Genomic DNA, 12,089 nt, shown 5'->3' with positions numbered 1-12,089 from the left:
TACCCGGTGAGCAGCATTGGCGAGAACGGCGCGGATTTCCTGGTCGTGGCCAACCGCCTGCCGGTCGACCTGGAGCGGCTGCCCGACGGCACGCAGCGGTGGAAGCACAGCCCCGGCGGGCTGGTGAGCGCGCTGGAGCCGTTCCTGCGGGTGCACAGCGGCGCGTGGGTCGGCTGGCCCGGAGTGGCCGACGCGGACGTGGAGGCGTTCGAGGAGGACGGCCTCCAGCTCCACCCGGTGTCGCTCAGCTCCGCCGAGGTCACCGACTACTACGAGGGGTTCTCCAACGGCACGCTGTGGCCGCTGTACCACGACGTGGTCGAGCGGCCCGCGTTCCACCGGCGCTGGTGGAACACCTACGTGCGGGTGAACCAGAGGTTCGCGGACGTGACGGCGAAGGTCGCCGCGCACGGCGCGACGGTGTGGGTGCAGGACTACCAGCTGCAGCTGGTGCCCGCGATGCTGCGGGAGCTGCGGCCGGACCTGCGGATCGGCTTCTTCCTGCACATCCCGTTCCCCCCGGTCGAGCTGTTCATGCAGCTGCCGTGGCGAACCGAGATCATCCGCGGCCTGCTCGGCGCGGACCTGGTCGGGTTCCACCGGCCGGGCGGCGCGCAGAACTTCCTGTGGCTGGCCCGCAGGCTGGTCGGCCTGGAGCCGAGCCGGGGCGCGGTCGGCGTGCGCACGCGGCCCGGTGTCGTGCAGGTGGGCGACCGCACGGTGCGGGTGGGCGCGTTCCCGATCTCGATCGACTCCTCGGCGCTGGACGCGCTGGCCCGCTCCAAGGAGGTCCAGGCGCGGGCCAGGCAGATCCGGGAGGACCTGGGCAATCCGAAGAAGGTGCTGCTCGGCGTCGACCGGCTCGACTACACCAAGGGCATCGACGTCCGGCTCCGGGCGCTCAACGAGCTGCTGGAGGACGGCAGGGTCGCGCCCGAGGACGTGGTGATGGTCCAGCTGGCCACGCCCAGCCGGGAGCGGGTCGAGCACTACAAGCAGATGCGCGGCGACATCGAGCGCATGGTGGGCAGGCTCAACGGCGAGTTCTCCCGCGTCGGCAGGCCGGTGCTGCACTACCTGCACCAGTCGGTCGACCGCAAGGAGCTGACGGCGTTCATGCTCGCCGCCGACGTCATGGTGGTGACGCCGGTGCGCGACGGGATGAACCTCGTCTGCAAGGAGTACGTGGCGAGCAGGCACGACCTCGGCGGGGCGCTCGTGCTGAGCGAGTTCGCGGGGGCCGCGGCGGAGCTGACCTCGGCTTTCCTGGTCAACCCGCACGACCTCGACGGGGTGAAGAAAGCGCTTGAGGACGCCCTCGCTCTCGATCCCGCCGAGGGTCGCCGTAGGATGCGCGCTCTGCGCCGCCAAGTCCTCACACACGACGTCGACCGCTGGGCTCGCTCGTTCCTTGAAGCCTTGGGCGCGCAAACAGCCGTCTGAACCGTTCCAAGCAAGTTCAGGAACGAGTCGGTTCAGCTGACCCGAGACCTTACGTCACCCGAGCACTGAGGAGGGGCGTTGACGGCCGAGGCCCTCCCCGCCGAACTTCGTCGAGCCATCGTCCAGCTCGCCAGGACACCACGACTGCTGGTGGCCTGCGACTACGACGGCACCCTGGCTCCGATCGTGGAGAACCCCGAAGACGCCCGACCGCTGCCGGAGGCGGTGGGCGCGCTGCGCTCGCTCGCCGGGCTGCACGAGACGACGACCGCCGTGATCTCCGGGCGCGCGCTGCGCGACCTGGCGACGCTGTCCAGGCTGCCCGCGGAGGTGCACCTGGTCGGCTCGCACGGCTCCGAGTTCGACGTCGGCTTCGTGCACGCGCTGGACGCGGACGCCAGGGCGTTGCACCGCAGGCTGGAGGACGAGCTCGAGAAGCTCGTCGACGGCAGCGAAGGCGTTTCACTGGAGATCAAGCCCGCCAGCATCGCCGTGCACGTGCGGCGAGCGCCCGCCGAGGTCGGCGAGCGCGTGCTGGAGGCGGTGCGCACCGGTCCCTGCACGTGGGGCGGCGTGCAGGTCACCGAGGGCAAGGCCGTGGTGGAGCTCGCCGTGGTGCAGACCGACAAGGGCCACGCCCTCGACGTCCTGCGCCACCGCGTGTCCGCCACGGCGTCCGTGTTCGTCGGCGACGACGTCACGGACGAGAAGGCGTTCGCCCGGTTGTCCGGGCCGGACGTCGGCATCAAGGTCGGCGACGGCGAGACGCTGGCGCAGTACCACATCACCGACTCGCCCGACGTGTCGATGGTGCTGGCGCTGCTGCTGGAGGAGCGCAGGAACTGGCTGCACGGCGACCAGGCCGTGCCGATCGAGCGGCTGACCATGCTCGCCAACGAGCGGTCGGTCGCGCTGGTCACCCCGGACGCCAGGGTGAACTGGCTGTGCCACCCGGAGCCGGACTCGGCGGCGGTGTTCGCCGACCTGCTCGGCGGCCCGTCCGCGGGCCACTTCACGATCAAGCCGGAGCACGGCTCGCTGCCCCTGGGCCAGCGGTACGTGCCGGGCACGATGGTCGTGGAGACCCGGTGGTCGCGGCTGCTGGTCACCGACTACCTGGACCACGACCTGCCGGGCCACCGCACCGACCTGGTGCGGCGGATCAGCGGGTCCACGAACGCGGTCATCACCTTCGCGCCCCGGCCCGAGTTCGGGCAGGTGCCGGTGCGGCTGCTGCGCGAGCGCGACGGCCTCCGGGTCGCGGGCACCTCGGAGCCGATGGTGCTGCGCTCGCCGGGCGTGGACTGGGAGATCACCAGCGACGGCGTCCAGGAGACCGCGGTCGCGGTCGTGCGGCCGAGGGAGGGCGCGGCGATCCTGCTGGAGCTGCGCTGCGGCACGGACGACCTGTCCGAGAGCACGCTGGGCGAGCCCGAGCGGCGCGCCCGCGCGGGCGGGTTCTGGTCGGACTGGGCGGCGACGCTGAAGCTGCCGTCGGTCGAGCCGGAGCTGGTGCTGCGGTCGGCGCTGACCCTCAAGGGCCTGGTGCACCACGAGACCGGGGCCATCATGGCGGCGGCGACCACGTCGCTGCCCGAGGAGCTCGGCGGCATCCGGAACTGGGACTACCGCTACTGCTGGCTGCGGGACGCGGCGCTGACCGCGCAGGCGCTGGTGTCGGTCGGCTCGCTGACCGAGGCCGAGGCGTTCCTGGGCTGGGTGCACGGCGTGCTGGACACGCTGCCCGGCCCGGAGCGGCTGCACCCGCTGTACACGCTGCAGGGCACCATGCTGGGCGCCGAGGCGGTCATCGACACGCTGCCCGGCTACGCGGGGTCGCGGCCGGTGCGCGTGGGCAACCTGGCGAACCAGCAGGTGCAGCTGGACGTGTTCGGGCCCGTCGTGGACCTGGTCGCCGAGCTGGCGAGCGCGCGCGGCGCGCTCACCGACGAGGACTGGCGGATGGTCCAGGCCATGGCGGAGGCCGTGGCGCGGCGGTGGCACGAGCCGGACCACGGCATCTGGGAGGAGCGGCACGCTCCCAGGCACCACGTGTACTCGAAGGTCATGTGCTGGGTCACGCTGGACCGCGCGGTGCGGCTGGCCGAGCAGTACGGGCGCGCGCTCGACCCGTCGTGGCCGGTGCTGCGGGACACGATCGCCACGGACGTGCTGAAGAACGGGTGGAGCGACGTCGCCCAGTCCTTCACGACCGCGTACGACGGCGACGACCTGGACGCGGCCTCGCTGCACGTGGGGCTGGCCGGGCTGATCGACCCGGCGGACGAGCGGTTCCAGGCCACGGTCACCGCGATCGAGGCGGAGCTGCGGTCCGGGTCCACGGTCTACCGGTACCGGCGCGACGACGGTCTTCCCGGCGACGAGGGCGGGTTCCACCTGTGCGCCGCGTGGATGATCGAGTCGTACCTGCTGACCGGTCGGCGGACGGAGGCCGAGGAGCTGTTCGCGCAGATGGTCGACGCCGCCGGGCCCACCGGGCTGCTGCCGGAGGAGTACGACCCGATCGCGGAGCGCTCGCTGGGCAACCACCCGCAGGCGTACAGCCACCTCGGGCTGATCCGGTGCGCGCAGCTGCTGGCGAAGTGAGCTGACCGCCCCCAGGGGCGGTGATCGACGCGGAACCCCCGCTCCCGGCCTTCTCGGCCGGGGGCGGGGGTTCCGGCTTTTTTGGGGGCGGGCGCCGGGGACGGTGTGCCGGGGTCGGCGCGTCAGGCCCGCTCGGCGAGCGCGGCGAGCACCAGGTCGGCCATCGGGGCGCTCGACGCCGGGTTCTGGCCGGTGACGAGGTTGCCGTCACGCGTGGTGAACGGCGCGTGGGGCTCGCCTTCCACGTGCCGGGCGCAGTCCGCGCCCGCGACCGCCGGGTCGGCGCTGTGCCGGTCGAGCGGCTGCCGGACGCCACCGGGCGAGGCGAAGTCGACCCGGTGGCCCGCCTCGGTGAACCGGGCGGCGGCGCGGTCAGGCTGCGGGGTGGTCAGGCTGCGGGGTGGTCAGGCTGCGGGGTGGTCGGTCCTGGGGGCGCTGTCCGCCTCGGCGGCGAGGTTCGCGCGCAGGGCGTCGACCTTGGCGGTGGCGTAGGCGTGCGAGTCGGAGCCGAGGACCTGGCGCAGCGGGGCGCCCGCGACCGAGGCCCGCGCGATGATCTCGGCCGCGCCGCGCGCCGGGTCGCCGAGCTGGGAGCCCTGCAGGGCGCGGTGGTCGGCGACCATCCGCCGGATCTGCGGGTAGTGGTCGGTGGTGGTCTCGGGCAGCGCCAGGGAGTCCGGGCTGAGGAACGAGGTGCGGAAGTAGCCGGGTTCCACGAGGGTGACCTCGATGCCGTGCCCGGCCACCTCGCCGGCCAGCGCCTCGGTCATGGCCTCCAGCGCGAACTTGCCCGCGCAGTACAGGGCCCAGCCGGGCAGCGAGACCAGGCCGAGGACCGAGGAGACGTTGACGACCCGGCCGGAGCGCTGCTCCCGCATGACCGGGAGCGCGGCGCGCAGCACGTTCCACACGCCGACGACCTGCACGTCCAGCATGTCCCGGACGGCCTGGGCGGTGGTCTCCTCCACGGCGGCCAGGTAGCCGTAGCCCGCGTTGTTGACCACCACGTCCAGCCTGCCGAAGCGCTCGGCGGCGGCGGTGACGGCGCGCTGGACGTCGGCCTCGTCGGCGAGGTCGACGGCGAGCGGCAGCAGGCGGGTGGTGTCGGCGTCGGCGTCGGCGAGGGCGGCGCGGAGGCGGTCGGCGGAGCGGGAGGTGGCGGCGACGTTGGCGCCCTGCGCGAGGAGCTGGCGGACGAGTTCGAGGCCGAGGCCCTTCGACGCGCCGGTGACGAACCAGGTGGTGGGGGTGGTCATGGTGGTGCCTCCGGGGTCCGGTGCTGCGCTCTGGGGATGCCTCGAGCCTGCTGGGCCGAGGGGGCTTGCGGGGGCGCGCAGCGGGCCCTGCGCCGACCAGGACGCGCAGTCCCACCCGAGGGCGTCCGGGGCGGGTGGCGGATGGGCAGACTGGGGGCGTGGCCCAGAACAACGCGGAGCTGGCGGACTTCCTGAAGCGGGCGCGGGCGCAGGGCGACCCGGAGCGGGCCGGGCTGCCGCCGGACGGGCGGGTGCGGCGGGTGCCGGGGTTGCGGCGCGAGGAGGTGGCGCGGCTGGCCGGGGTGTCCACGGACTACTACACGAGGTTGGAGCAGGGGCGGCGGATCGTGCCGTCGCCCGCGGTGGTCGACGCGCTCGGGCGGGCGCTCGGGCTCGACGACGCCGGGCAGGCGCACCTGCGGGACCTGATCGGCGTGGGCGGCCCGGTGGGACGGCGGCGGACCACCGGCGCGCAGCGGCTGCGGCCGGGCGTGCACCAGCTGTTCGACTCGCTGGACGGGGTGCCCGCGCTGGCGCTGGGGCGGCGCACGGACGTGCTGGCGGCGAACCGGCTGGCGCGGGCGCTGTTCACCGACTTCGAGGCGATCCCCGCGCCCCGCCGGAACTACGCCCGCTGGATGTTCCTGGACCCGGCGGCGCGGGCGCTGTTCGCGGACTGGGAGGCGCAGGCCCGCAACGCCGTGGAGAGCCTGCGGCTGGAGGTCGGCCGCGACCCCGGCGACCGGGCCACGCTGGCGCTGCTGGCGGAGCTGCGGGAGCTGAGCCCGGAGTTCGACCGGTGGTGGGAGCAGCACCGGGTGCACCAGCGCACGCACGGCTCCAAGCGCCTGACGCACCCGCTGGTGGGCGAGCTGACCGTGGAGTACGAGACGGTCGCGCTGCCGGGCGACCCGGACACGACGCTGTTCCTGTACACGACGGCGGCCGGGACCGCGTCACGGCAGGCGCTGGACCTGCTGGCGAGCTGGACCCTCACCGCGCTGGCGCGGTGAGGTGGGCGGCGGGGCCGAGACGGGCGGCAAGCCAGCGGGTGGGCCCGCGCGATGAGGCGGGGGGCGGGCCGGCTCGGCAGGCCGGTGGGCGGGTCGGCGCGGTGAGGCGGGGGGCGGGGCGGCGGGCCGGCGCGATGAGGCGGGGGCGGGGCGGCGTAGTAGGCCGGTGGGCGGGCCCGCGCGGCAGGACGAGCGGCGCGGCAGACCGGTGGGCAGGCCCGCGCGGCAGGACGAGCGGCGCGGCAGACCGGTGGGCAGGCCCGCGCGGTGAGGCGCGGTGGCCGCTCGCGGTCCTACGGCCCGCCGCCCAGCCCGCCAGCCGCCGCTCGCCCGCCAGCCCGCCGCTCCCCGCCAGCCGCCGTCCCGCCGCTCGCCCGCCACCCGCTCCCGCTACTCGTCCTTGCTGCTCCCCCGCTTCCCCGTGATCTTCAGCAGCCGCAGCGCCTCGCCGAGGTCGTTGGCCACCAGCGCTCGGGTCTCCTTCGGCAGCGGGCCTGCGTCCGGGGGGACCAGGGCCCTGGTGTAGCCGAGCCTGGCCGCCTCGCTGAGCCTGCGGCCCACGCCGTTGACCCGGCGCAGCTCACCCGACAGCCCCACCTCGCCGACCACCACCAGGTCGTGCGGCAGCGGCTGGTCCACGGCCGCCGACGCGACCGCCAGCGCCAGCGCCAGGTCCACCGACGGCTCCACCAGCCGCATCCCGCCCACGGTCGCGGCGAACACGTCCTTGTTGCCCAGCGGGACCCGGCCGCGCTTCTCCAGCACCGCCATCACCATCGCCACCCGCGCCGAGTCCAGCCCGCTCACCGCGCGCCGGGGCGCGGGCAGGCTGGTCGGCGCCACCAGCGCCTGCACCTCGCCCAGCAGCGGTCGCTTGCCCTCCACCACGACCGTCACCGCCGAGCCGGTCACGTCCTGCTCGCGCCGGTTCAGGAACAGGCCGGACGGGTCGGGCACGCCGACGATGCCGTCGTCGCGCAGCTCGAAGCAGCCGACCTCGTCCGCCGCGCCGAACCGGTTCTTGATGCCGCGCAGCAGCCTCAGCGTGGAGTGCCGGTCGCCCTCGAACTGGAGCACCACGTCGACCAGGTGCTCCAGCACCCTCGGGCCCGCGACCGAGCCGTCCTTGGTCACGTGCCCCACCAGGATGATCGGCAGGTTCCGCTCCTTGGCCACCGAGATCAGCCCGGACGTCACCGCCCGCACCTGGCTCACGCCGCCCGGCATCCCGTCGATGCTCAGCGACGACATGGTCTGCACCGAGTCGACGATCATCATGCTCGGCTTGACCGCGTCCACCTGCCCGAGCACGGCCGAGATGTCGCTCTCGGCGGCGAGGTAGATCTCGTCGTGCAGGTTCCCGGTGCGGTCGGCGCGCAGCCGGACCTGGCCCGCCGACTCCTCACCGGTCACGTAGAGGCACCGACCGACCGTGCTGGCCCACTGGTGGGCGACCTCCAGCAGGAGGGTGGACTTGCCGACGCCGGGTTCGCCCGCCAGCAGGACCACCGCGCCGGGGACGAGCCCGCCGCCGAGCACCCGGTCCAGCTCGCCGACCCCGGTGGCCGAGGCCCGCGAGGACTCGATGTCGACCTGGCCGATGGGCCGCGCGTCGCCGCTCGTGGCGCCCGCGAGGAACCGCGCAGGCGCGGCGACCCCGCGCTCCTCGACCGTGCCCCACGCCTGGCACTCCGGGCAGCGCCCGACCCACTTGGACACCTCGTGCCCGCACTCAGCGCACCGGTAGACGGGCCGGGCCGCCCGAACGTTCTTGGCCACCGGGCCAGGCTAACCACCACCCCCGACAGCCCGGCCGCAGCACGCCCGAGCGGGTCCCCGAGCCGGTCCACCGAGGACTCACCGCCACCGCCTCGGCACCCCGCACCCACGCGCTGCGGCGCACCGAGGCGGCGGGAACCGCCCAGCGGAAGCCCGCCCGCCCGAGGCGGGTCGGGCGGAGGTCCGGCGGGCGCGCCGGACGGCCGCGAACGTCGCAGCGGGACTCCGCGGAGCGAGGGGACCGCGGGACGCCCCGCACGCGCTCCCGCCCCACCACCACGACCCGCGCGGTCACCGCGCGTCGATCACCGACCCCGTTCCGCCACCCCCACGCCCCCGGAAAGACGCCGAGGGCCCCGCACCGGTGTCATCCACCGGCGAGGGGCCCTCGGCGAAGCTCAGGGGCGCTCAGGCGTCCGGTCGGGACGCCCTCGGGCTCAGTGCTCGGACTTCTGCTCCACGCGGGCCTCGGGCGTCGCGCCGATCGGCACGTCCAGGGTCAGCTGCCCGGCCTTCTCGAACCGGAACGTCACCTTGATGGTCTGACCGGGGCGCACGTCCTGCTTGAAGTCCGGCAGCACGATCCGCACCTCGCCCGGCTCGGCCGTGGCCTCGGGCGCGGAGGAGGGCCTGCCGCTGCTCGGCGCGGCCGAGGGCTGCGAGGACTGCGACGCGGCGGACTGCGGGGCCGACGACGCGGACGACGCCGACGACTGGCCCGAAGACGGCTGACCGGACGACGGCGCCGACGCGCTCGACGGCGCGGAGGTGGTCGTGGGGCGGGCCGACGAGCTGCCGGGCGCGTTCTCGGCGGTCTCGGCCACGATGCTCGTGGTCGGCTCCAGCTCGACGTCGCCGCTCAGCTCGGCCTCGCCGGTCGCGGTGCTGGTGACGGAGGTGAGCCGGTCGAGCTCGGTGCCGTTGTTCACGATGGTGACGACCAGCGGCGCGGAGCCGCCCGTCGCGTAGCGCCCCTCCTCCACCGGGAACTGGAGCTGGGCGTCGCGGACCGCGATGACGCCGACGTCACCCGACGCGCCGTTGACGGCGGCCACCTTGTGGCTGGTCTGGGTGATCTGCCCCGCGCCGCAAGCCGTTGCGATGAGACCGATGCCAGCGACCGCGGCGGCGACGACGACCGCGCGGCGAGGAGCTGGGGACTTCTGCTGTGCGCGACCCACGGCTGCTCAGATCCTTCCGGTGTGTTGACGGGAGCGGCAGGACCAGGCCCGACCACCGATCAAGGAGCCTAACCGGGACCGCCCCGACCGGCGGCACGTGGTGGCCTAGCGCACGGTGACGCAGCGCTTCCGTTGCACGCGAACAGGTGGTTTGTCAACCCCCCGCGCGGCCCTGACCAGCGCGAACCGATCTCCGGAGACCGATGAGGGGATTGCTTGGCGTGTTAGGATGGAGTTAGCGAAAGGGGCAGAGGACACATGGTTTTCAAGGTCGGAGAGACCGTCGTCTACCCGCACCACGGTGCCGCTCTCATCGAAGCGATCGAGACCCGCGTGATCAAGGGCGAGGAGAAGAAGTACCTCGTCCTCAAGGTCGCCCAGGGCGACCTCACCGTCCGCGTCCCCGCAGACAACGCCGAGATCGTAGGCGTGCGCGACGTGGTCGGCCAAGAGGGTCTGGACAAGGTCTTCGAGGTGTTGCGCGCTCCCCACACCGAGGAGCCGACCAACTGGTCGCGGCGGTACAAGGCCAACCTGGAGAAGCTCGCGTCCGGTGACGTGAACAAGGTGGCCGAAGTGGTGCGTGACCTCTGGCGGCGCGAGAAGGACCGCGGGCTGTCGGCGGGCGAGAAGCGGATGCTGGCGAAGGCCCGGCAGATACTGGTCAGCGAACTGGCGCTGGCCGAGGGCACCGACGAGGACAAGGCCGAGGTCCTCCTCGACGAGGTCCTCGCCACCGCGTCCTGATCCTCGACGAGCACACCACACGGAACACCGCGAACATGGGTGTTGTCGCGCTCGTGCCCGCGGCGGGCCGGGGTGAGCGGCTGGGCTTCGGCATGCCCAAAGCGCTCGTCCCGGTGGGAGGCGTGCCACTCCTGGTGCGCGCGATCCGAGGGCTCTTCGAGTCCGGACGCGTGCGGCACGTCGTCGTCGCGGCGCCGCCGTCCGATGTGGACCAGGTGAGAACTGTCACCGCCCCGCTGGCTCCCGCCGGTGGGGCGGTGCACGTGCTGGCCGGAGGAGCCGAGCGGTCGGACTCGGTCCGCCTGGCGCTGGAGCACGCGCTGGCCGAGGTGCCGGACGTGCGGGTGGTCCTGGTGCATGACGCCGCTCGCGCGTTCACCCCTCCCACCGTGGTCCGGGACGTGGTGGACGCCGTGCTGGCGGGCCACCCCGCGGTCATCCCGGTGTTGCCCGTGGCGGACACCGTCAAACGGGTCGACACGAAAGGGGTCGTCGTCGACACCCCCGACCGCTCGCTGCTGCGCGTCGTCCAGACGCCGCAGGGCTTCGACGCGGCCACGCTCCGCGCGGCGCACGAGTCGGGTCTGCACGCGACCGACGACGCGGGTCTGGTCGAGCGGCTCGGTGTGCCCGTCGTCACGGTCACGGGCCACCAGGACGCGATGAAGGTCACCACGCCCTTCGACCTCGCGGTCGCGGAGGCGCTGCTCGTGGGAGGAACCGGGTGAGGGTCGGCATCGGCACGGACGTGCACCCCGTGGAGCCGGGTCGCGACTGCTGGATGGTCGGGCTGCTCTGGGAGGGCGCCGACGGGTGCGCCGGGCACTCGGACGGGGACGTGGCGGCGCACGCGCTGTGCGACGCGCTGCTGTCCGCGGCCGGGCTGGGCGACCTGGGCGCGGTGTTCGGCACCAGCGACCCGCGCTGGTCCGGCGCGCACGGCGTGGAGTTCCTGGCGGAGGCCCGGCGGCTGGTCGAGGCCGAGGGGTTCGTGGTCGGGAACGCGGCGGTCCAGGTGATCGGGAACGCGCCGCGGGTGGGCAAGCGGCGGGCCGAGGCGCAGAAGGTGCTGTCCGAGGTGCTGGGCGGCCCGGTCTCGGTGAGCGGGACGACCACGGACGGGCTCGGGCTGACCGGGCGCGGCGAGGGCGTCGCGGCGGTCGCGACCGCGCTGCTGCTGCCCAAGGGCTGACGCCGGATCGCTGACGCCCCAGCACTGACTCCCCAGCACTGACGCCCGATCGCAGGCACCCGAACGCGGGCCCGCCCGATCGCAGGCACCCGATCGTCGGCGCCCGATCGCAGGCGGCCGGTCACCGACCGCTGATCACCGGCTGCTCCCACCGGGTGGGCCGGGGTCCGCGTGGTGTGGTGTGCGTCTTGTGGTCGGGACTTGCGGCGCGCCGACGACGTAGCGTGCTCGCACGTGACCATCCGCGCCGTGCTGTTCGACTTCTCCAACACGCTGTTCCGGTTGGAGCACCCCTCGTTCGCGCTCCACGGCGAGCTGATGCGGGCGCTGACCGCGCCGTTCGGCCTGCCGGACGGGTTCGCCGTGGACGCCGACACCTGGGAGCGGCGCGACCTCGACCCGGTGGCGCACCGCGAGGCGCACGTGGAGGTGCTGGCGAGCGCGGGCGCCGAGGACCCGGACGGGTTCTACGAGAGCCTGCTCTCCCCCACCCGCTGGCAGGCCTACCCGGACACCGCGGTCGCGCTGGGCACGCACCTGCGGACGGCCGTGGTCAGCAACATCGGCTGGGACGTGCGGGCGGTGTTCGCCAGGCACGGGGTGCTCGGGCGGGTGGACGAGTTCGTGCTGTCCTACGAGGAGGGCGTGGTCAAGCCGGACCCGAAGCTGTTCGAGGTGGCCTGCGAGCGGCTGGGGGTCGAGCCGGGCGAGGCGCTGATGATCGGGGACAGCGAGGAGGCGGACGGCGGGGCGCGCGCGGTGGGGTGCCGGTTCGAGCTGGTCGAGCCGCTGCCCACGCAGGAGCGGCCGGACGCGCTGCTGGACGCGATCTCCCGGCACGCCTAGCGGTCGCGCGCCTGCCGCCGAAAGG

Annotated in this window: 11 protein-coding genes; 7 read left to right on the top strand and 4 right to left on the bottom strand. The window is 74.1% G+C overall.

Going from position 1 to position 12,089, the window contains the following annotated elements:
- Positions 1-6 precede the first annotated feature (6 nt).
- Together AMIR_RS01880 and otsB are read left to right on the top strand one after the other, a co-directional pair.
- The gene (locus AMIR_RS01880) at positions 7-1,443 is read left to right on the top strand and encodes an alpha,alpha-trehalose-phosphate synthase (UDP-forming) (RefSeq protein WP_012783002.1); all 1,437 of its coding nucleotides are present in this window, start codon (positions 7-9) and stop codon (positions 1,441-1,443) included.
- Positions 1,444-1,521: 78 nt separating this feature from the next.
- The gene (gene otsB, locus AMIR_RS01875; protein WP_012783001.1) at positions 1,522-4,050 is read left to right on the top strand and encodes a trehalose-phosphatase; all 2,529 of its coding nucleotides are present in this window, start codon (positions 1,522-1,524) and stop codon (positions 4,048-4,050) included.
- Positions 4,051-4,172: 122 nt separating this feature from the next.
- Here otsB and AMIR_RS42555 read toward each other — a convergent pair whose 3' ends face one another.
- Together AMIR_RS42555 and AMIR_RS01870 are read right to left on the bottom strand one after the other, a co-directional pair.
- On the bottom strand, positions 4,173-4,295 hold the full coding sequence (locus tag AMIR_RS42555; protein WP_280956273.1) for a hypothetical protein: 123 nt from the start codon (positions 4,293-4,295) through the stop codon (positions 4,173-4,175).
- A gap of 159 nt (positions 4,296-4,454) precedes the next feature.
- Positions 4,455-5,306: an SDR family oxidoreductase gene (locus AMIR_RS01870; protein ID WP_012783000.1), complete on the bottom strand. Its 852-nt coding sequence runs from the start codon at positions 5,304-5,306 to the stop codon at positions 4,455-4,457.
- 158 nt (positions 5,307-5,464) lie between these two features.
- Here AMIR_RS01870 and AMIR_RS01865 point away from each other — a divergent pair, with 158 nt between their 5' ends.
- A complete protein-coding gene (locus tag AMIR_RS01865; RefSeq protein ID WP_012782999.1) occupies positions 5,465-6,319 on the top strand; it encodes a helix-turn-helix transcriptional regulator in 855 nt (284 codons plus the stop codon).
- A 390-nt stretch (positions 6,320-6,709) separates the two neighbouring features.
- Here AMIR_RS01865 and radA read toward each other — a convergent pair whose 3' ends face one another.
- Positions 6,710-8,098, bottom strand: coding sequence for a DNA repair protein RadA (gene radA, locus AMIR_RS01860; protein WP_012782998.1), 1,389 nt, complete (start codon positions 8,096-8,098; stop codon positions 6,710-6,712).
- Between the two features lie 437 nt (positions 8,099-8,535).
- Complete coding sequence (locus AMIR_RS38630; protein ID WP_049796724.1) at positions 8,536-9,279, bottom strand: copper chaperone PCu(A)C domain-containing protein; 744 nt, start codon at positions 9,277-9,279, stop codon at positions 8,536-8,538.
- A 258-nt stretch (positions 9,280-9,537) separates the two neighbouring features.
- Between AMIR_RS38630 and AMIR_RS01850 the strand changes: the two genes are divergently transcribed.
- The 4 genes from AMIR_RS01850 (at position 9,538) to AMIR_RS01835 (ending at position 12,064) form a co-directional block, all read left to right on the top strand.
- Positions 9,538-10,026 (top strand): CarD family transcriptional regulator, encoded by a 489-nt coding sequence (locus AMIR_RS01850; RefSeq protein ID WP_012782996.1) that lies wholly within the window; start codon positions 9,538-9,540, stop codon positions 10,024-10,026.
- Between the two features lie 35 nt (positions 10,027-10,061).
- Positions 10,062-10,754 (top strand): 2-C-methyl-D-erythritol 4-phosphate cytidylyltransferase, encoded by a 693-nt coding sequence (ispD, locus tag AMIR_RS01845; RefSeq protein WP_012782995.1) that lies wholly within the window; start codon positions 10,062-10,064, stop codon positions 10,752-10,754.
- Positions 10,751-11,218, top strand: a complete 468-nt coding sequence (ispF, locus tag AMIR_RS01840) for a 2-C-methyl-D-erythritol 2,4-cyclodiphosphate synthase (RefSeq protein WP_012782994.1) — start codon at positions 10,751-10,753, stop codon at positions 11,216-11,218. The genes ispD and ispF overlap by 4 nt, the downstream gene beginning before the upstream one ends.
- Before the next feature lie 234 nt (positions 11,219-11,452).
- The gene (locus AMIR_RS01835) at positions 11,453-12,064 is read left to right on the top strand and encodes an HAD family hydrolase (RefSeq protein ID WP_012782993.1); all 612 of its coding nucleotides are present in this window, start codon (positions 11,453-11,455) and stop codon (positions 12,062-12,064) included.
- The last annotated feature ends 25 nt before the right edge of the window (positions 12,065-12,089 follow it).

The organism is Actinosynnema mirum DSM 43827 (genome assembly GCF_000023245.1).
GTDB classification, from domain to species: domain Bacteria; phylum Actinomycetota; class Actinomycetes; order Mycobacteriales; family Pseudonocardiaceae; genus Actinosynnema; species Actinosynnema mirum.
The sequence above is the reverse complement of the archived record's forward strand: the minus strand, read 5'-3'. Positions and strand labels throughout refer to the sequence as shown.